This is a genomic window from Priestia sp. 10L35 (assembly GCF_056395685.1).
This window is the reverse complement of sequence record NZ_JBFTKA010000002.1, coordinates 747,677-769,572: the sequence shown is the minus strand read 5'-3', so window position 1 is coordinate 769,572 and position 21,896 is coordinate 747,677. Positions and strand designations below refer to the sequence as shown.

The following is a 21,896-nucleotide window of genomic DNA, read 5'->3' as shown; positions in this document are numbered from 1 at the left end:
GAAATAGTCGAAATAAAAGATGAGGATAAAATACACAAAAAGAAAGAACAGGAAGTTAAGGATAGGAGAATTACATATGGATAAAACATCTTTTATTGGACTGATTTTAGGAATAGCCTCTCTTATTGTAGGTATGTTTTTCAAAGGGGTTAATCCATCTGTGTTAGGAAATCCCGCTGCTATTTTAATTATTATTGTCGGAACCGTCGGAGCAGTAGTGATTGCATTTCCTTCAAATGAAATCAAAAGAGTCCCAAAACTGTTTGGTGTCCTGTTTAAAGAACAAAAAATGCTGCAGCCCGTTGATTTAGTATCCATGTTTTCTGAATGGGGACAAGTTGTTCGAAAAGAAGGGTTACTATCACTTGAAGCCCAAATTATTGATGTAGATGACCCTTTCTTAAAAAATGGTTTGAATTTAGCTATTGATGGTCAAAGTGCGGATTATATACGAGACGTGTTGTCTGAAGAAATTGATGCTATGGAAGAAAGACATCAAACGGGTGCAAGTATTTTCGCTTTAGCAGGTACATATGCTCCAACTCTGGGTGTACTTGGAGCTGTTATAGGGTTAATTGCTGCGCTTGGGAACATGGAAGATACAGATACGCTAGGACATGCGATCAGCGCGGCGTTTGTTGCTACGCTTCTTGGTATTTTTACTGGGTATGTACTATGGCATCCGTTTGCAAATAAACTAAAGCGTAAATCGAAACATGAAGTAAAGGTAAAGTATATGATGATCGAAGGAGTGCTTTCACTTTTAGAAGGAGAAACACCAAAAGTAATTGAGCAAAAGCTGGCTTCTTATTTGCCAACAGCGGAACGTAAAAAGCTTCTTCAAGAAAGTGAAGTGGGCATAAATGAGTAGACGCAGAAAACGAAAGCATGAAGAGGACCATGTTGACGAAAGCTGGCTGCTTCCTTACTCAGATTTGCTTACACTTTTACTTGCTTTATTCATTGTATTGTTTGCAATGAGCTCAGTGGATGCGCAGAAATTTAAGAACCTTTCTCGCGCATTTAATGAAGCGTTCGTTGGAGGAACGGGCGTGATGGAATTTCAATCTCTGCAGGAATCTGAAGAAGCGGTTCAGCCTTCAAATACCCCTGCAGCTAAAAGTACGGAAAAAACAAATGAAGTGGAGACAGCCCCCAATCAGTCTCCTGCTTCTTCACAATCGTTAACGAGCGAACAAAAGGAGCAAACCATTCGAGAAGCTGATCAAGAAGAGCTTCAGCAAATTCAATCTAAAATTAATGCGTATATTCAAAAGAAAAACCTAACAAATCAATTACAGACTTCGTTAACCGAGGAAGGTCTCTTAATTTCCATTCGAGACAATGTATTGTTTGATTCGGGAAGAGCACAAGTTCGGAGTGAAGATACAAAAATCGCCAATGATATTTCAGAGCTTTTGGTGATTGATCCTCCTCGTAATATTATTATTAGCGGTCACACCGATAACGTACCTATTCGCAACGCTGGTTTTGAATCCAACTGGGAGTTAAGCGTGATGAGAGCAGTTAACTTTATGAAAGTTATCTTAAAAAACGATAAGCTTAATCCAAGCATGTTCAGTGCAAAAGGATTTGGAGAGTTCAAGCCGGTGACATCTAATAATACAGCAGAGGGACAAGCGAAAAATAGGAGGGTTGAAATATTGATTACTCCTCGTACAATTAAACAGCCGTAAAAGCAGTCCTGCTTTTACGGCTGTTTTTCTATGTGTCATAAAGCTAAGAGTCTTCTCTTTTCAAAGTTTCCTCGTACTAACTTGAGATCCATTCCATCTAAAATCAAGTCAATGAGAGCTCCTTTAAAGACATCCGCTGTTTTTTTCTTATCATTGGACTGCAAATATTGCACGCGATACCACTTGTCTTCAACTTGAAAGTACATAAAACGTCCATGCGTAAAGTCAATCCAAAACTTTGTAGGTTGTCCATTGAGATTTTTATAAACATATCCCCAGCTTCGGCCTTGGTGAGCGTCCTTCATTTTAGGGCGAGCTGTATTAAATACTTCGTAATATACTTTGTGCTTAATATCATAGAGCATCATATGACAGTCCTCCTATCTATAGACGTGCTAGCAGGTAAAGATATATTTGTATACAACAAGTATACTCAGCTGAAAGGAATCGTAGACTACTTTTTTGAGACAAGCAGAAATGCAGTTAAATGAAAAAGACAGTTTAAATTAGCTCAATCATTCCGCTTTTTTTATACTGTAAGTAAATGCGTTAAATAAGGAGGAAAAAATGAGACGAGTAGGAATAGTAGGTGCTGGAATGGCGGGCCTTACAGCAGCGGCTGAATTACAAAGAGAAGGAATAGAGGTCTTTCTTCTTGATAAGGGTAAAAGTGTAGGGGGACGAATGGCTACCCGAAGAGTAGGAGAGGGAAAAGCAGATCACGGAGCTCAATTTTTTACAGTGAGATCCGATGAATTTCAACAAGACGTAAATAAATGGATAGCTGATAGAAAGGTTAAGAAGTGGTTTGGTGACCATCATCCTCGGTATCAAAGTATGAATGGGATGAATGCGCTAGCTAAATATTTAGCTGAAGATTTACGCGTATACGTGAATCGAAAAGTTCAAGCTATTGATTTTCGAAACGGAAGGTATCAGCTGTATACAGAAGAAAATGAGATTTTTGAAGCGACTGATATCATTCTTACAGCTCCGTCTCCTCAGGTTGTTGAGGTACTTAATAATAGTAAGCTGCAAGCGGACCAATCAATTCTTAATACACTGAAATTTAGTCCTTGCTTGGTTGCTATCGTGGAGCTTTACACAGAGATGCTGTATGGTGATCATGGTCAAATCACGAATCCTTCTGGCACAATCCAAAGAATCGTTAATCATGAGCAAAAAGGAATATCAAAGACGCCCGTTCTTAGCATATATATGAATAAAGACTGGTCAGAAAAACATTTTGATGAACATGAACATGAGCTGCTGCGGGCGATAAAAAATGAAATAAAAGAATGGATAGGTGCAAATCATATTAAAAGCATTCAGTTAAAGAAATGGCGCTATGCAGAGGCTGAACAAGTTCTTCATCAGCCCTTTGCTAAAATTATGCCGTCGCTACTGGTGGCAGGAGATGCTTTTTTAAGAAGGGAAGACGAAACAAATCACTCACGGTTAGAGAGCGCATATTTGTCAGGGAAATCGGCAGCCGCTGAATTAATGGGAAAGAACATCTAGAAAAAGGAGGGACCAAGAAGTGAAAAATAATTGGATAATGAAACAAACGTGGAAAGATTTACTGTTTATTCATTGGCCTGTAGATCCGGCATTTTTGGCTTCTTTATTGCCTAGTCAGTTAGAGCCTGACACCTATGATGGTCAAGGATGGATTGCACTTGTGCCTTTTACGATGACAGACATTCGATTTAAAGGAACGCCCGCAGTTCCTATCTTTTCACGGCTATATGAGCTGAATGTGCGTACATATGTTACATATAAAGGGGAAAAAGGCGTTTATTTTTTTAGTTTAGACGCAAGCAATCCACTAGGGGTATGGATTGCTCGTCAGTTTTTTCATTTGCCTTATTACCACGCTGCTATGACATTCAACAAAACTCAGAACCATATTTCTTTTCAGTCAGTTCGAACGCACAGAGACTCACAAAAAGAGCGAGTAAAGCTTACATATAGAGGTATTTCTCCGTCCTATCGCAGTAGAGAAGGAGAATTAGCTCATTGGCTTACAGAGCGCTACTGCTTATTTACCACTCATCAAGGAAATGTCTACAGAGGAGATCTTTATCATGATCCTTGGGAGCTGCAAAAAGGGGAGTGTGAAATAAGAGATGATTCTATTACTCAGCCTTTTTTTCGTCCGGCGGACAATCGCGATTTAATTGTGCACTATGCCAATCAAGTCACTGCTTATTTTTATCCTTTTAAAAAAGTATAAATATCAAAACAAAATTAAAAAGTCTTCATACCCTTCTTCTTTAAGCTTCTCTTTTGGAATGAAGCGCAAAGCCGCGGAATTTACTTGATAGTATTCGCTGTTTTCTTCGGTTAATAGTAAACCCAAATAGTTATTTCCTTCTTTGCTTTTTAGTGCTGTTTCATGCTGCATCGGAACTTTTTTTATATTTCCGTATAAAATAGGGCGTTTGAAAACCGGCCACCCTGTATGGGAAGGGAGTTGATCTGACGTTTTAAACAGTGCTTCTCCCGTTAGAAGATCAACGTAAATTCCTTGTTTTTTGTTATTCCAATATAAATTTGTAAAAGGAGGTTCGGTTCCGTTTTCCTGCGTAACAAAATATTGCATGGGCGTTAGAACCTTTTTTAGATAGGAGCGGTCCGTTGGCCAATGCTGTGTCAAAAAATCAGTTCGCCCCGAGCCTTCTTTGTATAATTTATAGTGAAATGTGTTTTTTCGATAATAATCCTGCTGCTGCTCTTCTGCTTCATAAAAAGAAGAAAAAGGTAAAATAGGTGTGACGATAGCACGCTTAAAGCGTCCGCTTTGGGCTAAATTTTTTTTAGAATCGAAAGCCGCTTCTTTTTGTTTTTCGTCGTGATAAAAAATAATGGCTCGGTATGACGGTCCGCGGTCTGAAAACTGTCCGCCGGAATCCGTAGGGTCAATTTGCTGCCAATACAGGTTAAGCAGTTCTTCAAACGTAATATGAGAAGGATCCCATAAAATTTGTACTGCTTCTACGTATTCGCTTTCCTGTTTAGCTTCAGAAGTGATTTGTTTATCTTTAGCGTAGCCTGAGCGGATACTGCTGATTCCGGGAAGCTGATCAAAAGGAGCGACCATGCACCAAAAGCATCCTCCCGCAAATGTTGCATATTCTTTCACGTTACTTACCTCTTTTCGTTGAATGAAATAAATAAAAATATATTTATGCATTAAAATGTATAAAAAATCAGAAAGCGCTTTATAACTAGTCTTGTAAGAAAGCACGCTCTTGTGGTATTATGACCACTGGATAAAAGAAAAATGGCTTATTGTTTATACGAGTATCCTTATTTTATGTTCTTAAAAAGATGCAGTTTATTGTTTAAGCATTCAAAGAAGTACATAGGTTCAAGCAGTAAGAGGAACAATTAAAGAATAGAATAAGGACGTTTTACTCTTAAACGATACCACATTCCAGAATCTACATACCAGTTTAGGAGGAGCTAGTTTGAACACAACCCGTTTACCATCTATGTGGGAGATAATGATTGTGCTTGCTTTATTTTTAGCAGTTGTTATTTCATTTGCAACTGTTTTGGATTTACCTATTCAGCTCGCTTTATTTATTTCATGGTTTATTGTTATGGCGCTAGGAGTACGACTTGGGTATACGTATAATCAGCTGCAAGGAGCCATTACAAGAGGAATATCAAACGGCTTAGAAGCTATTTTAATTTTATTAGCCGTCGGTACGTTAATTGGAACATGGATTGCCGGAGGAGTTGTTCCTTCTCTTATTTATTTTGGACTAGAGTTTATTAATCCAACATTCTTTTTACTTGCTACACTTATCATTTGCTCTATTACCTCGATTTCAACAGGAACATCTTGGGGAACGGTTGGTACAGCCGGAATCGCGATGATGGGAATCGGACAAGGCTTAGGCATGCCGCTTCCTTTAGTAGCTGGAGCTGTGATTTCAGGAGCTTATTTTGGAGACAAGCTTTCTCCTCTTTCTGACAGTACCATTTTATCTGCGTCAATGGCTCGAGTGAACGTTATTGATCATGTAAAAGCAATGTTAGTGTTGGATATTCCTGCTTACGTCATTACGGCAGTATTATTTACGGTAACAGGGTTTATGTATGGAGGAAAAGATTTTGATGCTGGACGGGTAGACGGATTAAAATCTTCGCTGTTGGATACATTCCATATCAGCGGGTGGATGCTGATTCCGGCTTTGGCTGTTATTGTCCTTTTAGCATTAAAGAAACCTTCTCTTCCATCAATTGCCATTGGCTCATTATTAGGAATTATATGGGCAGTTGTCTTTCAACATATGGATGTGGCGAGCGCATTTAATACGGCTTATGAAGGATTTAAAATTAATACCGACAACACATTTTTAAGTGAGCTGTTAAATCGTGGCGGAATTTTAAGCATGGTCGGTTCCATTATTGTCATTATTTTTGGACTAGGCTTTGGCGGGTTATTAGATGAGCTCGGTGTCTTAGAAGTCCTGCTATCTAAATTCGAAAAAATTCTTGTCAATTCAGGAAACGTTACGGCTTCTACTATTTTGGTTGGATTATTAGGGAATATATTTGGTTGTGCAATGTATGTTTCATTAATTTTAACACCGAAAATTATGGAGAAAAGTTATGACAAGTTAAGAATACAGCGTCTAGTGCTTGCCCGTAACTCAGAAGTAGGGGGAACCTTAACTTCAGGGATGGTTCCGTGGACGGACAACGGTGTATTTTTAGCTACAACGCTTGGGATTTCTACATTCGCTTATCTGCCGTTTATGTGGCTCAGCTTTGTCTCTATTATTTTGGCGATTATTTACGGATATACTGGGAAATTCATTTGGTACGTAAAAGAGGAAAAACAGCGTTCTGCTATAGCAAAATAAAAGAGGCTGCGACAACAGTATGTTAGTTGAAAGAAGATCCGAACGATGAATTAAGATTCTTGATGGAGAATCAACTTCGTTCGGATTTTTTTATTGGTATGATAAACGTAGGTTTCATGTATTTTGTTGCTTCTAGCTGTTGACTGGATTGATTTAGTTATGTCTTAATCTCTTTTTGATCAAATCATTTCTGGATATTCGATTTTCCAGTGGACATTTTGAAGGTAAAGCTGAACATCCGCCTTTTTTTTCTGCTTCAGAAGTTTTAGAATATGGCGGTGATGTTCATTCATCACATGTAAAATGGCGTATAGCTCTTTATTGTCATCGCTAAAGTACGTTTGTCTGATGAATCCGTCTTGTAAAGATATAAGCTGTTCTTTTAAGGTCACATTACCGCATCGGTTCAAATATACTCGATGAAAATACGTTTGGTATTTTTGATAATCCTGATAATTTTCTAATTCAATCGAAACATCAATTTTTTTAATAAGCTCATCCATCTTCGTAAAATCGTCTTCCGTTAAGTGATCAATCGACAGGGAAGCTGCAAGACCATCTAAAGCACCGACGATTTCAAATACTTCTAGTTTTTTTGGTGTATCAATTTCCTTTACGGTAAATCCTCTGCGCGGTCTGTACTCTAATAGGTTGTCTGATGCCAGTTTAATAAGCGCTTCTCTCACAGGCGTTCGGCTGACATTCAGCTGAGAACAAATGCTGGCTTCATTTATTTTGTCGTTAGGCAGCAGTGTACCGTCTTGAATTTGACTTGCTATGTAGTTATATACATGATCTTTTAATGAATGATAAATCATAGGCCCCTTGTTCATTGTTTCCCCCTAAAATAAATATCGCATCAGCCGTTCTTTCTCATTATGTCATGGTGATGAAAGAGTATAAAAATAGCGTGAAAGAACGTACAGGTGTAAAAATAATCATATCATATCACTTCGTCTAATCTTAGTTAGAATATAAAAAATAGAATTATTGAAATATTTTTTACTGTTGATTGTTGTAAAAAATCTGAAAAATGATATAATCGAAAAAAGATTTAAGAAGTGTATATTGTATACAATATACAAAATTTGTACATATCGAAGAAATAGAGCCTACTCCTTCAGAGAAGAGACTATAGAGAATATGTAAATAAACCAAGTTTTTAGATGGGTTTACTATAAAAGGAGGTACATAATGGGAGAGAATACAACATCTATGAATCAGTTACAAAGAAAAATGAAAAGCCGTCATTTATTTATGATTTCTCTTGGCGGTGTTATCGGTACGGGGCTGTTTCTTAATTCAGGCTACACAATTAATGCAGCAGGTCCTGGGGGAACACTCCTTGCTTATTTAATCGGTGGATTAATTATGTATTTAGTCATGATATGTCTAGGGGAACTAAGCGTAGCAATGCCTGTGTCAGGATCATTTCAAGTATACGCTACGAAGTTTATTGGGCCTGGAACTGGTTTTGCGGTTGGCTGGCTTTACTGGCTGACTTGGGTGGTGTCTGTCGGTTCGGAGTTTACAGCGTCTGGATTGCTTATGCAAAGATGGTTTCCTGACGTTTCGGTTTGGATATGGAGCGCGCTGTTTGCCCTTTTATTATTTGGTTTAAATGCAACATCTGTACGTTTTTTCGGTGAAACAGAATTTTGGTTTTCAAGTATTAAAGTATTAACCATTATTGTATTTATTATTTTAGGCGCAGCAGCGATGTTTGGATTCATTCCCCTTAGCGGTCATGAAAAAGCGCCGATGCTTTCTCACTTTACAGGAGAGGGCGGTTTATTTCCAAATGGACTTATGCCTGTATTAATTACGATGGTTTCTGTTAGCTTTGCTTTTTCGGGAACAGAATTAATTGGTATTACGGCTGGGGAAACAGAGGATCCGGAAAAGAACATACCTCGCGCAATTAAAAATATCATTTGGCGTACGTTCTTCTTTTTTATTGGCGCCATGTTTGTACTATCTGGATTGATTTCATGGAAACAAGCAGGAGTGTTAGAAAGTCCATTTGTAACGGTATTCGATCAAATAGGTATTCCTTACGCAGCAGATATCATGAACTTGGTTATTTTAACAGCTTTATTATCAAACGCTAATGCAGGATTATATGCATGTTCGAGAATGCTATGGTCATTATCTGATCAAAAAATGGTCAGCACTTGGTTAGGAAAAGTAACGTCTAAAGGAGTTCCATTTAATTCGTTGCTTATCAGCATGGGAGTGGCATGTCTGTCCTTGCTGTCAAGCGTAGTTGCACCAACAACTGTTTACTTAGTATTAGTTTCTATTTCTGGATTTGCGGTTGTAGCTGTATGGATGGCTATTGCGGCTTCTCACTTTATGTTCAGAAGACGCTATATTAAAGAAGGGAATGATGTATCGAAGCTTGTTTACAAAGCTCCTTTATATCCTATTGTACCTATTTTAGCGTTTGTTTTATGCTTTGCTGCTTGTGTAGGACTGGCTTTTGATGAGAGTCAGCGTATCGCATTATACTGCGGTATCCCCTTTGTCCTTTTTTGTTACTTGTTTTATTATTTGAAAAATAAAAAAGGAAACAGAAAAAACGAAAGTCAGCCTATAGCAAAATAAAAAGCAGAAGACCTAGGTCTTCTGCTTTTTTTGCATACAAAAACACCCTATCCATCCGTACTGGTTAAGTGTCCCGCAACAAGCGAAATTGAATTGGATAGGGTGCGTATCTATATAGTAGAGAAAGAGGCGCCGTTTGTCAAACTTATTTAGCCGCGCCTTATTTAAAAATAGAACTAAGCAAGGTTTTCACTGTTTTTTCATTTTCACTATGTATAGTAAGGAATGTAAAGAAAAGATATTCGCAGCAGCACGTCGTACAGATCCGTAGAAGGCGAAAGAAAGGAGGAGATCAAATGGCTAAGCGGGATGCGTATTTTGATAACGTAAAATTTATTTTAATTGTATTAGTAGTATTTGGCCATTTGTTAACTCCCTTCATTAATGATGAACAGTGGCTACGGACGCTCTACATATTTATTTACACCTTTCATATGCCAGCGTTCATTTTAATAAGCGGCTATTTTGCAAAGGGATATCGAAAAAAAGGATATATGTGGAAGATGGCGAAGAAAGTATTACTTCCTTATATTATTTTTCAACTTATCTATGCGGTATACGACTATAAACTGTATGATGAATCCACATTCAAAGTTTCAGTGTTTCAGCCAGCTTGGTCGCTATGGTTTTTATTGAGTTTATTTTGTTGGAACGCCATGTTGTTCATTTTTACAAAAATCAAATATCCTTTAGCCGTTGCGGCAGTTTTAGGGATTATGATTGGCTTATACGAACCGCTGGAAACAACGTTAAGCCTTTCTAGAACCTTTGTGTTCTTTCCCTTCTTCTTAGCAGGATTTTATATGAAAAAAGAACATTTTAAAAAGTTGACGTCGGTTTCTTGCAAAAAAGTAGCTGGAGGCACTTTGCTGATTATTGCTCTATGGATCCAGTATATAGCACCGGACTTTGAGAAAGAGTGGTTATTTGGTTCAAAATCTTATGCCTCTTTAGGTGTAAATCAATTAGAGGGAATGACCATTCGTATGCTATTTTATAGCATCAGCTTAGCAATGACGATTTCCTTTCTAGCTTTGATCCCTACACAAACAATGTCCTTTACATCTCGAGGTGCTCAAACCTTTTATGTATATGTGCTACATGGGTTTCTGATTAAATATATACGCCTATCTTCTTTTGGAGACTGGATAGAAAGTGTACAAGGATACAGTATTCTTCTAATTGGAGCTTGTGGAGTGGCGTGGTTGTTGTCGAGTAAATACGTATCTACTATTGCAAGACCTTTAATTGAGCTTAAACCGTTACCAACGCGCAAAAGTTTAAGTTTAGGTAAGTAATGAGAAATGGAAAAGGAGTTTAACGATGTCTAAAAACAAAATAATTATGATTATTGCAGCCGTTGTGGTTATTGCTGCAGTAGCTATCGGTGCCGTAGCAATGAATAAATCAAAGGTGGTTGCTACCGTTGGTGATGAAAAAATCACAAAAGATCAGCTGTACGATGCTCTTCTTGCTCAAGGAGGATCAAGTGTCCTTGACTCACTGATTGAACAAAAAGTCATTTCAAAAGAAGCAGCTAAACAAAATATTAAAGTAACCGATAAAGAAATTAATGCTGAATTAGAAAAGCTTAAAAGTCAGTACGGGGGAGAAGATGCATTAAATCAAGCATTAGCATCTAGCGGTGTAAAATTGTCAGAGCTGAAAAAAGATTTAAAGACGAATATTGAGGCAAAAAAAATGGTCGAGTCGACTATTAATATTAAAGATAGTGAAATGAAATCGTACTTTGATCAAAATAAAGATTCACTAGCTACAGAAGCACAGGTGAAAGCTAGCCACATCTTAGTAGCAGATGAAAAGACAGCGAAAGAAGTAAAGGCAAAGCTTGATAAAGGAGAAGATTTTGCGAAGCTAGCAAAAGAATATTCAACAGATACAGCTTCTAAATCAGATGGCGGAAACCTTGGATACTTCAAAAAAGGTGATATGGTCGAAGCTTTTGCCAACAAAGCATTTTCAATGAAGGTAAATGAAGTAAGTGATCCTGTTAAAACAGAATACGGTTATCACATTATTAAAGTAACAGGCAAAAAAGAAGCGCAAAAAGCAACATATGAAAATAGCAAAGCAAAAATCAAGCAAACGCTGCTTGATCAAAAATACCAAACAGAGTATCCAACATGGTTACAAAAGCTAAAGAAAAAGTATGATATTACAAACAAACTTGATTCATAAATAATACCTTAACGAAATGAGGGGATGGATATGAAACAAACAGCGTCTTATAGTAAGTTAGAAAAAATCGTCGAGCAATTGAAGCACAGAGGTGTACGAGCTGAGATATGCCGGCGTGTTGTAAAGGTCACAGAAACTGTTAATGGATCAAATCCTTCATATTCAAATCAAATCGTTAGGCATTCATAAAGAGTACAAAAGACGCAAACTGCTGGACAGCGGTTTGCGCCCGTGCTGAGTATAGCTAAGGGAATTTAAAATGAAAAGAGATCAGTAGAGGCAGCTTGTTTCTGCTGATTCTTTTTGTATAATAAAGTAAACAAAAGGATGCAGCGACATGTATCGAAGGAAGGAGTTACGCGGAATGAATGTACTGCTAGCAGAAGATGATTTGCAGCTAGGTGAATTAGTTAGTTATATGCTAAAGAAAAAAGGAGGCTATAACGTCGAATGGGTGACGGAAGGGAATGATGCATATGATTATGCATCTGAAGCGCATTATGATGTGTTAATTCTTGACTGGATGATGCCCAATGGAGACGGAATCGATGTATGTAAACGTCTAAGAAAAGAAGGATACGCCGGAGCTATTCTGATGTTAACAGCAAAAGATGCGGTTCAAGATCGTATACAAGGTTTAGATGCGGGAGCGGATGATTACGTTATTAAGCCATTTGAAATTGACGAGCTGCTTGCAAGGCTTCGTGCTTTGTCTCGTCGTAATTATGCACCGATTTTAGAAGAAGAAGTAGAGATTGCCAGCATGATATTAAAAAGAGCAAGTCAAACCGTACAGTTTGACGAGGAGTTTATTCAATTAAGTCCTCGTGAATTTCAACTTCTAGATTTTTTAGTGAAAAACAAAGGACAAGTTCTTTCTCGAGATATTATTTTAGACCGGGTATGGGGATATGAATCAGATGTTTCAATTAAAACGATTGATGCGACGGTTAAACTTTTGCGAAAAAAACTAGAGAAATTTAACAAACAGGATCTTATTCAAAGCATTCGCGGAGTAGGCTACAAAATTGAAAGCTAAACTCCTTACAAGAGCTAAACAGAAAGTAAAACAAAAAGTAAAGCAAGATTTATTCAGCCAGACGCAAAATCGTTTAACATTCCGATATAGCGCATTACTAATGCTGTTTTTGCTATTATTCGTGTTTATTGTTTATGCATTGGTATATGTGGTTGTATCCAACAGTCAGCAACAAAACTTAAATAGCATGCTAAAGCAAGAGTCCCGAATTGTCCAAAGCATCTTAATTAAACAAGCGATAAACAGCTCGAATCAACAGTCAAAAGAAGAGTACAAAAACATTGTCGTAGCCGGTGAAGATCAATTTTTTTATTACGTAATCAGTCCTGAAGGGGACCTTATTATGGGAAACGAAGCGAGCGAGCGGCTTCGCTCTAACTTATTAAATTTAATTGATGGCTGGATCCCTATTGAAAATGAAGTGAGGAAAGAACGAATAAAAGCCCCGCGCCCTAGTTTCGAACATATTGAAGGAGTAAAAGGGCAAAACGGGGAAGGCAAAATAGATATTGATTTGATGATGGCGGGTGAACCTATTTTTTATAAAGGTCAATTTTTAGGGATGCTTTATATTGGAAAAGACGTTTCATTTCTTTATCAGTTGTTAAAGTGGCTCCTTATTATTATGCTGAGCCTTACCGTACTGTTTGTAGGAGTAGCCATTTATATCAGCCGCTTAATGTCAAAACGGGCCATGGTCCCAATTGAAACAGCTTTTCAAAAGCAAAAAGAGTTTGTGGCGGATGCATCCCATGAGTTAAGAACGCCGCTTAGCGTTATGCTTTCTTCTATCAATGCTTTAGAAATGCAGGAGGAAGTAACAGAAGATCCTTTTTCTAAAAAATTAATCAATAATATGAAAGCTGAAGTGAAGCGCATGACGAGTCTCGTCAGTGATTTGCTTACGCTTGCACGTTCAGACTCTAATAAAGTAGAAAAAGCAATGATGCCCTTTGATATTACAGATGCGGTGCAAAAGGTAATGGAATCCGTTGAAACTCTAGCGGTTTCTAAACATATTGATTTGCAGCTGGATACACCGGAAAAATTAGTGGTAACTGGAGATCAAGAGCGTCTAACTCAGCTGATTTACATTTTGTTAGATAATGCGATTAAATATACGACTCCTCATGGAAATGTCAACATTCAAGTAGTTCAGCATGGAAGTGAATGTATATTAAAAGTACGTGATACGGGCGTTGGGATTCATCCAGATGAAAAGGATCGAATCTTTGACCGCTTTTATCGTGCTGACAAATCGCGATCTCGTCAAATGGGAGGTCATGGGCTAGGCTTAGCAATCGCTAAATGGATCGTAGAAACACATAAAGGGAAAATTGACGTAGAAAGTGAACAAGAAAAAGGAAGTACATTTACAGTAAGGTTGCCAATGTCACAAAAAGTGAAAAAGAGTTAAAAGAGGCTGTGACAAAATTGGTTGAAGGAAGATCCGAACGAGTTTGATTCTTGATGAGGAATCAAACTTGTTCGGTTTTTTTATGTTTAGGGTGAACGTAGATTTCATGTATATAGTTGCTTCTAGCTGTTGATTGGTAGGCAAGGCGAAGATTCCTGCGGGAAAAGCGAAATAGGAGGTGAGAGCCCGCAGAAACGAAAGGCTTGCACGGAAATCAACAGCAGTGTCACAAGCGATCTATACTTGTCCCTTTATCCAATTTGTTCGTCCATTCATTTATTTATGTCTCAATCTCTTTTTAGTTAGTGAAAGTGACCAAATAAAAAAGAAAAGTTTAGACAAAATAGCGAGTGTAAAAATCAGATAATTCAGTTATATTTACTAGCGTAATAACCAGTCTATGTGTCAGGTTTCTTTACAAGGATAAAGACTTTTTGAAGGAAACAATGCATGATAGAACAATAGCAGACTGCTTCGTTTAATAAGAAAATGGAGTAGTTAAATAAAGGGGAGTTTGATAACATGTACGATTTAATTATTCGGGATGGTTCGGTCGTATTAGAAGACGAAATAGTAAAAGCGGATATAGGGATTAAAAAAGGAAAGATTGCAGAAATAGCGCAAGGTGTTAGCATACCAGCAAAAAAATACGTAGATGCTAAAGGCAAATATGTTCTGCCTGGAATGATTGATATTCACGTGCATTTTGATGAACCGAGCCGAGACCATTGGGAAGGGTTTGATTACGGTTCAGCATCTATGGCCGCAGGAGGCTGCACTACATATTTTGATATGCCTTTAAACGGCGTTCCGCCTACCGTAACAGAAGCAGCGCTGTGGGAAAAGAAAAAGCTGGCTGATCAAAAGTCAGTAGTAGATTATGGTCTATGGGGAGGGTTGGTTCCTGGTAATAAAGAAGAATTAGCCAAAATGGCTCATTCGGGTGTAATAGGTTTTAAAGCATTTATGTCAGAAGCCGGTTCTGAATTTGATTTCTCAGATGACCTCACATTATATGAAGGAATGAAAGAGATTGCAAAACTAAATAAAGTGCTTGCCCTGCATGCTGAAAGAAATGACTTAATACAAAAGATTGAACAGGCTAAACAGAAGCAAAAGCAAACTGCTATTAAAGATTATTTAGAAACGCGACCGATTGTAGCAGAAGTAAACGCAGTAAAGCAAGCGCTTGAGTACGGTGAAGAAACGGGATGTCCGCTTCATTTTGTACACATTAGCAGCTATGAAGCAGTGCAGCTTATTACGGAAGCAAAGAAGAATGGAATGAACGTTACGCTTGAAACTTGTCCGCATTATTTACTTTTTACAGAGGAAGACTTTGAAGAAATTGGCGTAACGGCTAAGTGTGCACCTCCTCTTCGCAGCAGGAGTCAAAAAGAAAAATTATGGGCTTGTATTCAATCAGAGGAAGTAGATATGATTTCTTCGGATCATTCTCCTTGTCCGATTGAGTTAAAAACAGCTCATCAGAATGATTTATTTAAAGTTTGGGGTGGAATATCAGGCGGTCAGTACTCTTTGCAAGCAATGATTAGTGAGGGAGCCATCAATAGAGGGATTTCTCTTTCTCACATTTCAAAGCTTGTATCAACGAATCCAGCTAAACGATTCGGTTTATACCCTAAAAAAGGAAGCATCTTGCTGGGATCCGATGCGGATTTGGTTATCGTTGATCTGGATCAAACTGAAAAAGTGACAAAAGAAGGAATGGTTTTCAAACATAAGCACAGTATATATGAAGGAACGGTATTTAATAGCGTTATTTTAACTACCATTAATAGAGGAACGATTGTATACAATAAAGAAGAAGGTGTGTTTCCTCTTCACAAAGGACAAATGGTAAACGGTGAATACGTAAAATTGTAGGTACAGTGAAAAAAGAGATGAAAAATAAACCTTTTATCTCTTTTTTTACATAAAAAAATGAGGATGACTTATATTAAAGGTAATACATAGGGGGAAAATGAGTATCTACTATAACAAAACAGATATTTTTAAAGAGGTTTTTATTATTCTGAAAAAGTATATTTTCGATTGAGGGAAGCATAACGAAAAAATAATAAAGCTTCTTTTTTAATATAGAGAAAAAATTTCCAAAAAGAAAAATATTATCTGGTTGTATGAAAAGTAGATAATCAGATGCTTTGTAATCAAGGGTTTTGTATAAAAAAAATTTCAAAAAGATATTTCAAGAAAAGAAATCTTGATTTGAAGCTTTTTATAGGTGCAATTTTATAATGAAAAACCGTATTTTATGCACTCATTGTAAAATTCTGATATTGACAGAATCATTTTATAAGAATAAAATTTTCTTGTTTCTATTTTTTTATATCATCATAATTTTTTGACAGTTTTGTCTATGGTGGTTTACGGTTGAAAGAGAGGTTAAGGAATATGTCGGTAGAGAGAGAAAAAGTGTATGAAACAGTTCCTCAAAAAGGATTCTTCGGACATCCTAAAGGGTTATTTACCTTGTTCTTTACAGAATTCTGGGAGCGTTTTTCATACTATGGAATGCGTGCGCTACTTGTATTGTACATGTACGATACAATTGCAAACGGTGGATTAGGAATGGAACAAGGAACCGCTTTAGCGATCTTTTCTATTTATGGTTCCCTTGTTTATATGTCTGGAATTATTGGCGGTTGGATTGCAGACCGCATTTTAGGTACGTCTAATACGGTGTTTTACGGTGGTATATTTATTATGCTCGGCCATCTAGTGCTTGCGTTGCCAGCAGGTGTAACCGCGCTGTTTATTTCAATGTTCTTAATTATTATCGGAACAGGTTTATTAAAACCAAACGTTTCAAGCGTTGTGGGCGATATGTATAGCCCTACTGATAACCGTCGAGATGCTGGATTTAGTATCTTCTATATGGGTGTAAATGCTGGAGCATTTATCGCGCCGCTAGTTGTTTCAACAGTAGGTGAAAAGTATAACTACCACTTAGGTTTTGGAATCGCGGCAGTAGGAATGCTTTTAGGTCTAATCGTATTTATGGCTACACGAGGCAAAAACCTAGGTCGTGCAGGCAGACAAGTTCCAAACCCTTTAAAACCAGAAGAACGTAAAAAAGTTTTTGGTACCATTGCACTTGCTGTAGTTGTACTGGCAATCTTTATTGTACTGACTTCTTTAGCGGGCATTTTAACTGTTGAAGGCGTTATTTTATTTGTAAGTATTTTAGCGATTGTTATTCCTATTATTTACTTTGTTGTTATGTATAAGAGCCCCAAGACAACAGCTGATGAGCGTTCACGCGTATTAGCGTACATTCCTCTTTTTATCTCTGGAGTAATGTTCTGGGCGATTCAAGAGCAGGGATCAACAATTTTAGCAACATATGCAAAAGATCATACGCAGCTAACGTATGGTGGTTTTAAAATTCCAGTTGGCTGGTTCCAATCGTTAAATCCACTATTCATTATTATATTTGCGCCAGTTTTTGCAGCGGTTTGGGTAAAATTAGGAAACAGACAGCCTTCTACACCAAAGAAGTTTTCGTTAGGACTTTTATTTGCAGGGCTTTCTTTCCTTGTCATGGTTATCCCGGCTAGCATTCATGGAAATGAAACGTTAGCGAGCCCGCTATGGCTAGTGCTAAGCTTCTTCTTAGTTGTAGTTGGAGAGCTTTGTTTATCACCAGTAGGGCTATCAACTACAACAAAACTAGCACCTGCAGCGTTTTCTGCTCAGACGATGAGTTTATGGTTCCTAACAAGCGCAGCGGCGCAGGCAATCAATGCTCAGCTTGTTCAATACTATGAAAACATTTCGCAAGTTGTTTATTTTGCTGCATTGGGCGGAGTGTCGGTCATTTTAGGTGTAATTGTGCTAATGATTTCGCCAAAAATTCAGCGTTTAATGAAAGGTGTTCAATAAGAAAAACCGTCCTTAAGGACGGTTTTTTTATGATTTATTTGAAAAAATATTCATGAAGGAGGCGTAGGTCTGATCGTCCTCACCCTCATAGAACGCAAGATTTAAAAGTCTGTTAAGTTCGTTTGTTGATTTTTCAGTTTCTGCAATAATTTGATGCATATGAGCAATTTTAGACATAGATCCGTTGCCATGAGCATTTTTGATTTGATTTAATGTTAAATGAAGCGATAAGACCTCTCGGCGAAGAGCTTGTCTTAATTCAGAGGAAGCAGGGATAAAAAAGCGTTTATAAAAATAACTCGCTTCTTCAAACACCAATTCTCCATTTTCTAGCTCTTTAGCCGCAATTTCTTTAATCTCTTGATCGTCTAATCGACTGGCCGCTTCTTCGATAAGAAATCCAAAAATAATAGCCGTATCTGGTTTTAACATACAATAACCTCCATTATTATAAAAAAGAACTATGTAGTTAATATGTATAGATAGAAAGGAAGAAATATTCATAGTAATTCACTAATCAGCATAGACAAAAAAATAAAAAATATTCTTTATAGGTAAACTAAAATTATTTCAAAATAAATTTTTTATAATTAAACATTTTTTTCATATTAAAGGATTATTTTTACTTTTAAGAAGAGATGAATAGAATAAAGAGGGTTCTTAGTACCTATATAAAAAGAAAATTGATAAAAGATATTAAATTCAGAAATTTCTACCTCTTTATAACTGAAAAATTGCTCTACTAAAATAGTTGACAGCAGAAATAGATAGGCATAAAATATACTATTGTCAAATGAATTAGCAAGCTATTCATAAAAAGTTAACGGACATTTGAATAATATGAGTAATATTCATATAAGGTATTAATTACTTAAATCTAACCAACTTGTATGCTTGTCATACAAGTCTACAGAAAGGAAGATAGTCGTATGCGCAACGTATTTTTTGCAGATAATGAAACAATTGAAACGACTTTACGTGGGAAAGAAATTTTAGGAGCTCCAATGTTAAACAAAGGAGTAGCTTTTACAAAAGAAGAGCGTAAAACGTTAGGATTAGAAGGTTTACTTCCTCCAATGACTTTAACTTTAGATGAGCAGGCAAAGCGTGCATATGAGCAATTTTTAGCTCAGGCAGATAATCTTGGTAAGAATGTGTATTTAAACGATTTACAGAACCGTAATGCTGTATTATTCTATCGTTTATTGCAAGATCACTTAAAAGAAATGCTTCCAGTTGTTTATACACCAACAGTTGGACAAGCAATCCAAGAATACAGCCACGAATATCGCCGTCCGGGTGGCGTATACTTGTCAATCGATAATGTAGAAGGCATTGAAGAAGCTCTTAAAAATATCGATGCAAATAGTGAAGACATTGATTTAATGGTTATTACAGATTCAGAAAGTATTTTAGGAATTGGTGACTGGGGCGTTGGCGGTATTAATATTGCTATCGGTAAATTAGCCGTATACACAGCTGCAGCAGGAATCGATCCAAGCAGAGTACTTCCAGTTGTTCTTGATGTAGGAACAAACAACGAAAAATTATTAAATGATCCTTTATATATCGGAAACCGTCATGAACGTATCCGCGGTGAGCGCTATGATCATTTCGTAGATCAATTCATTTCAAAATCTCTTGAAATATTCCCTAATGCACTGTTACACTGGGAAGATTTCGGTAATGTAAATGCTCGTAACATTATTAACAAGTACGGAAAAGAAATTCTAACGTTTAATGATGATATCCAAGGAACAGGTGCTGTAACGCTTGCCGCTATTTTCTCAGCAGTTCAAGTGTCTAAAATGCCACTTCGTGACCACCGCGTTTTAATCTTTGGACCGGGTACAGCAGGTATCGGTATTGCAGATCAAGTTCGTGACGCAATGGTATTAGACGGTATTACAGAAGAAGAAGCATACAAAAACTTCTGGGCAGTTGATTTCCGAGGCCTTTTAACAGATGACATGGACGACTTATTAGGTTTCCAAACGCCTTATGCACGAAAAGCAGAAGAAGTGAAGGACTGGAACCGTGAAGAAGACAAAATTTCTCTTCTAGAAGTTGTCAGACAAGTGAAGCCAACAATCTTAATTGGTACGTCTGGTGTAGCAGGCGCGTTCTCAGAAGAAATCGTAAAAGAAATGGCGAAGCATGTAGAACGCCCAGCTATTTTACCAATGTCAAATCCAACTCCGCTTGCGGAAGCTACTCCTGAAAACCTATTAAATTGGACAGAAGGAAAAGCGCTTGTAGCGACTGGAAGTCCGTTTGAACCAGTTAACTACGATGGTGTGGAATATGAAATTGGTCAATCTAATAATGCTTTTGTTTTCCCTGGTCTTGGTCTTGGATCAATCGTGGTAAAAGCAGAAGTTATTACAGACAGCATGTTTGCAGCATGTGCACACGCTGTAGCTCAAATGGTAGACAGCAGCAAGCCGGGTGCTTCATTACTACCACGCGTAGAAGAATTACGTGAAGTATCCTATAACGTTGCTTTAGCGGTTGCTAACGCAGCAATTAAAGATGGCGTTGCAAAAGAAGTTCCAACAGATGTTAAAGCGGCAGTAAAAGCAGCAATGTGGGAACCAACATACAAAGAAATTAAAGCTTTAGAAACAGTAAATGCTTAATTTTTAGATAGAAAAAGCACAGCTTCTGAAAAAAGAAGCTGTGCTTTTTTTAGTTACAAAAAGAATTCTTAAGTTACATAACGTATATAGTTTTTTGAAATTTGTGTATGATTCTCTATATTAGAACCACAGGGGGTTATGAGATGAATACAGCACGTAAATTGGAAACGTTTACTCAAGATTCACAGCCTGAAAATAAGGGTTTTTGGAACCGAATCAACAATATTAAAGTAGGAGTTATTCCTCTGCCGCTATACGTTTTACTTGCATTAATTGTATATGGCGCGGCCGTTTACAACGAGCTTCCTCCAGATATGATTGGCGGATTTGCGATTATTATGGTAATGGGAATGCTGCTTGGTGATTTAGGATTAAAAATTCCGATTTTAAAAGATATTGGCGGCCCAGCTATTTTATCACTGCTTGTACCTTCCGTATTAGTTTTTTATAATGTTTTAAATCCCGCATCTATGGAAGCGGTAACAACTTTGATGAAAACATCAAACTTTTTATACCTTTATATTTCTTGTTTAGTAGCCGGAAGTATTCTTGGTATGAACCGTAAAGTTTTAATTCAAGGCTTTACACGTATGTTCGTACCGCTTGTATTAGGTACGTTAGCCGCTGTAGCTGCAGGCGTAGCTGTTGGGATGTTATTTGGTTACGGAGCAAAACATACATTTTTCTATATTGTTGTACCAATTATTGGAGGAGGGATTGGTGAAGGTATTTTACCACTTTCACTTGCTTATTCTCAAATTTTAGGTAGTTCAGCAGAATCTTTTGTGTCGCAAATGATTCCAGCTGCTGTTATCGGAAACATCGTTGCTATCGTATGTGCTGGCTTAATGAAGCGTCTAGGAGAGAAAAAGCCAGAATTAACAGGTAATGGAGTTCTTGTGAAGACAAAAGGCGGAGATGGCATCTCAGAAGATACAAATATCAAGAAACCAGTAGATTTTTCGTTAATGGGCGCAGGTCTTTTAATTGCATGTAGTTTCTTTATTTTCGGGGGCTTAGCACATAAGTTTTTAGGAATTCCAGGTCCAGTTTTAATGATCGTAGCGGCAACGCTAGTCAAATGTTTACAAGTAATGCCTGCTAAGATGGAGCAAGGTGCTTACCATATGTACAAATTCATTTCTACGAGCTTAACATGGCCGTTAATGGTGGGGCTAGGGATTTTGTATATTCCTCTTGAAGATGTAGTGAAAATTGTTACACCAGGTTATGTGGTCGTATGTGCAGCAGTTGTTATTGCTATGGTAGCAACGGGTTATTTTGTAGGTAAAATGATGAAAATGCATCCAGTGGATGCTGCAATTGTAACAGGTTGTCACAGTGGTTTAGGAGGTACGGGAGACGTAGCGATTTTATCAGCTTCCAACCGTATGTCACTTATGCCATTTGCTCAAGTAGCAACAAGACTTGGAGGCGCTTCCACTGTTATTTTAGCTACGCTTCTTATGAAACTTTTAGGAGTATAAAATCAAAACAAAAAAGCAGCTCGGT

19 protein-coding genes are annotated in these 21,896 nt (G+C 37.4%); 15 read left to right on the top strand and 4 right to left on the bottom strand.

Features of this window, described 5'->3' with window-relative positions; all coding sequences use genetic code 11:
* Positions 1-76: 76 nt before the first annotated feature.
* Positions 77-871: a flagellar motor stator protein MotA gene (gene motA / locus AC1DEF_RS09895; RefSeq protein ID WP_013056745.1), complete on the top strand. Its 795-nt coding sequence runs from the start codon at positions 77-79 to the stop codon at positions 869-871.
* Entirely contained in the window at positions 864-1,697 is an 834-nt protein-coding gene (gene motB, locus AC1DEF_RS09890) for a flagellar motor protein MotB (protein WP_025752068.1), read from the top strand. Before motA ends, motB begins: the two co-directional genes overlap by 8 nt.
* 35 nt (positions 1,698-1,732) lie before the next feature.
* Here motB and AC1DEF_RS09885 read toward each other — a convergent pair whose 3' ends face one another.
* Entirely contained in the window at positions 1,733-2,065 is a 333-nt protein-coding gene (locus AC1DEF_RS09885) for a hypothetical protein (RefSeq protein ID WP_013056747.1), read from the bottom strand.
* A 199-nt stretch (positions 2,066-2,264) separates the two neighbouring features.
* Between AC1DEF_RS09885 and AC1DEF_RS09880 the strand changes: the two genes are divergently transcribed.
* Complete coding sequence (locus tag AC1DEF_RS09880; RefSeq protein WP_097823612.1) at positions 2,265-3,218, top strand: NAD(P)/FAD-dependent oxidoreductase; 954 nt, start codon at positions 2,265-2,267, stop codon at positions 3,216-3,218.
* Between the two features lie 19 nt (positions 3,219-3,237).
* Complete coding sequence (locus tag AC1DEF_RS09875) at positions 3,238-3,933, top strand: YqjF family protein (protein ID WP_097823611.1); 696 nt, start codon at positions 3,238-3,240, stop codon at positions 3,931-3,933.
* Between the two features lie 3 nt (positions 3,934-3,936).
* Here the strand turns inward: AC1DEF_RS09875 and msrA are convergent, their stop codons facing one another.
* Positions 3,937-4,893 (bottom strand): peptide-methionine (S)-S-oxide reductase MsrA, encoded by a 957-nt coding sequence (gene msrA / locus AC1DEF_RS09870; RefSeq protein WP_141425870.1) that lies wholly within the window; start codon positions 4,891-4,893, stop codon positions 3,937-3,939.
* A gap of 277 nt (positions 4,894-5,170) precedes the next feature.
* Here msrA and nhaC point away from each other — a divergent pair, with 277 nt between their 5' ends.
* Positions 5,171-6,577 carry a Na+/H+ antiporter NhaC gene (nhaC, locus tag AC1DEF_RS09865; RefSeq protein ID WP_097823609.1) on the top strand — a complete coding sequence of 469 codons (1,407 nt, stop codon included), beginning with the start codon at positions 5,171-5,173 and terminating at the stop codon, positions 6,575-6,577.
* Between the two features lie 179 nt (positions 6,578-6,756).
* Here the strand turns inward: nhaC and AC1DEF_RS09860 are convergent, their stop codons facing one another.
* Positions 6,757-7,410, bottom strand: coding sequence for a GntR family transcriptional regulator (locus AC1DEF_RS09860; RefSeq protein WP_034275912.1), 654 nt, complete (start codon positions 7,408-7,410; stop codon positions 6,757-6,759).
* Between the two features lie 361 nt (positions 7,411-7,771).
* Here AC1DEF_RS09860 and AC1DEF_RS09855 point away from each other — a divergent pair, with 361 nt between their 5' ends.
* The 8 genes from AC1DEF_RS09855 to AC1DEF_RS09820 all read left to right on the top strand — a co-directional run bounded on the left by AC1DEF_RS09855 (position 7,772) and on the right by AC1DEF_RS09820 (position 17,745).
* Positions 7,772-9,184 carry an amino acid permease gene (locus tag AC1DEF_RS09855; RefSeq protein WP_025752074.1) on the top strand — a complete coding sequence of 471 codons (1,413 nt, stop codon included), beginning with the start codon at positions 7,772-7,774 and terminating at the stop codon, positions 9,182-9,184.
* A gap of 296 nt (positions 9,185-9,480) precedes the next feature.
* On the top strand, positions 9,481-10,482 hold the full coding sequence (locus AC1DEF_RS09850; protein WP_043982078.1) for an acyltransferase family protein: 1,002 nt from the start codon (positions 9,481-9,483) through the stop codon (positions 10,480-10,482).
* Positions 10,483-10,507: 25 nt separating this feature from the next.
* A complete protein-coding gene (locus tag AC1DEF_RS09845; protein WP_043982079.1) occupies positions 10,508-11,383 on the top strand; it encodes a peptidylprolyl isomerase in 876 nt (291 codons plus the stop codon).
* Positions 11,384-11,747: 364 nt separating this feature from the next.
* The gene (locus AC1DEF_RS09840) at positions 11,748-12,422 is read left to right on the top strand and encodes a response regulator transcription factor (protein ID WP_013056756.1); all 675 of its coding nucleotides are present in this window, start codon (positions 11,748-11,750) and stop codon (positions 12,420-12,422) included.
* A complete protein-coding gene (locus tag AC1DEF_RS09835; protein WP_043982080.1) occupies positions 12,412-13,839 on the top strand; it encodes a sensor histidine kinase in 1,428 nt (475 codons plus the stop codon). Before AC1DEF_RS09840 ends, AC1DEF_RS09835 begins: the two co-directional genes overlap by 11 nt.
* 129 nt (positions 13,840-13,968) lie before the next feature.
* The gene (locus AC1DEF_RS09830) at positions 13,969-14,145 is read left to right on the top strand and encodes a hypothetical protein (protein ID WP_427076238.1); all 177 of its coding nucleotides are present in this window, start codon (positions 13,969-13,971) and stop codon (positions 14,143-14,145) included.
* A gap of 216 nt (positions 14,146-14,361) precedes the next feature.
* Complete coding sequence (locus AC1DEF_RS09825) at positions 14,362-15,726, top strand: allantoinase (protein ID WP_097823608.1); 1,365 nt, start codon at positions 14,362-14,364, stop codon at positions 15,724-15,726.
* 528 nt (positions 15,727-16,254) lie between these two features.
* The gene (locus AC1DEF_RS09820; RefSeq protein ID WP_016763874.1) at positions 16,255-17,745 is read left to right on the top strand and encodes a peptide MFS transporter; all 1,491 of its coding nucleotides are present in this window, start codon (positions 16,255-16,257) and stop codon (positions 17,743-17,745) included.
* Positions 17,746-17,772: 27 nt separating this feature from the next.
* Here AC1DEF_RS09820 and AC1DEF_RS09815 read toward each other — a convergent pair whose 3' ends face one another.
* Positions 17,773-18,177: a hypothetical protein gene (locus AC1DEF_RS09815; protein WP_013056760.1), complete on the bottom strand. Its 405-nt coding sequence runs from the start codon at positions 18,175-18,177 to the stop codon at positions 17,773-17,775.
* Between the two features lie 497 nt (positions 18,178-18,674).
* Here AC1DEF_RS09815 and AC1DEF_RS09810 point away from each other — a divergent pair, with 497 nt between their 5' ends.
* On the top strand, positions 18,675-20,384 hold the full coding sequence (locus AC1DEF_RS09810; RefSeq protein WP_025752079.1) for an NAD-dependent malic enzyme: 1,710 nt from the start codon (positions 18,675-18,677) through the stop codon (positions 20,382-20,384).
* 143 nt (positions 20,385-20,527) lie between these two features.
* Positions 20,528-21,871, top strand: a complete 1,344-nt coding sequence (locus AC1DEF_RS09805) for a 2-hydroxycarboxylate transporter family protein (RefSeq protein WP_013082898.1) — start codon at positions 20,528-20,530, stop codon at positions 21,869-21,871.
* Positions 21,872-21,896 lie beyond the last annotated feature (25 nt).

What these genes read in the sequence shown, in the direction of transcription:
- motA (WP_013056745.1), top strand. Translation starts at nt 77, where the DNA reads ATGGATAAAACATCTTTTATTGGACTGATTTTAGGAATAGCCTCTCTT.
- motB (WP_025752068.1), top strand. Translation starts at nt 864, where the DNA reads ATGAGTAGACGCAGAAAACGAAAGCATGAAGAGGACCATGTTGACGAA.
- AC1DEF_RS09885 (WP_013056747.1), bottom strand. Translation starts at nt 2,065, where the DNA reads ATGATGCTCTATGATATTAAGCACAAAGTATATTACGAAGTATTTAAT.
- AC1DEF_RS09880 (WP_097823612.1), top strand. Translation starts at nt 2,265, where the DNA reads ATGAGACGAGTAGGAATAGTAGGTGCTGGAATGGCGGGCCTTACAGCA.
- msrA (WP_141425870.1), bottom strand. Translation starts at nt 4,893, where the DNA reads ATGCATAAATATATTTTTATTTATTTCATTCAACGAAAAGAGGTAAGT.
- AC1DEF_RS09860 (WP_034275912.1), bottom strand. Translation starts at nt 7,410, where the DNA reads ATGAACAAGGGGCCTATGATTTATCATTCATTAAAAGATCATGTATAT.
- AC1DEF_RS09855 (WP_025752074.1), top strand. Translation starts at nt 7,772, where the DNA reads ATGGGAGAGAATACAACATCTATGAATCAGTTACAAAGAAAAATGAAA.
- AC1DEF_RS09850 (WP_043982078.1), top strand. Translation starts at nt 9,481, where the DNA reads ATGGCTAAGCGGGATGCGTATTTTGATAACGTAAAATTTATTTTAATT.
- AC1DEF_RS09845 (WP_043982079.1), top strand. Translation starts at nt 10,508, where the DNA reads ATGTCTAAAAACAAAATAATTATGATTATTGCAGCCGTTGTGGTTATT.
- AC1DEF_RS09840 (WP_013056756.1), top strand. Translation starts at nt 11,748, where the DNA reads ATGAATGTACTGCTAGCAGAAGATGATTTGCAGCTAGGTGAATTAGTT.
- AC1DEF_RS09825 (WP_097823608.1), top strand. Translation starts at nt 14,362, where the DNA reads ATGTACGATTTAATTATTCGGGATGGTTCGGTCGTATTAGAAGACGAA.
- AC1DEF_RS09820 (WP_016763874.1), top strand. Translation starts at nt 16,255, where the DNA reads ATGTCGGTAGAGAGAGAAAAAGTGTATGAAACAGTTCCTCAAAAAGGA.
- AC1DEF_RS09815 (WP_013056760.1), bottom strand. Translation starts at nt 18,177, where the DNA reads ATGTTAAAACCAGATACGGCTATTATTTTTGGATTTCTTATCGAAGAA.
- AC1DEF_RS09810 (WP_025752079.1), top strand. Translation starts at nt 18,675, where the DNA reads ATGCGCAACGTATTTTTTGCAGATAATGAAACAATTGAAACGACTTTA.
- AC1DEF_RS09805 (WP_013082898.1), top strand. Translation starts at nt 20,528, where the DNA reads ATGAATACAGCACGTAAATTGGAAACGTTTACTCAAGATTCACAGCCT.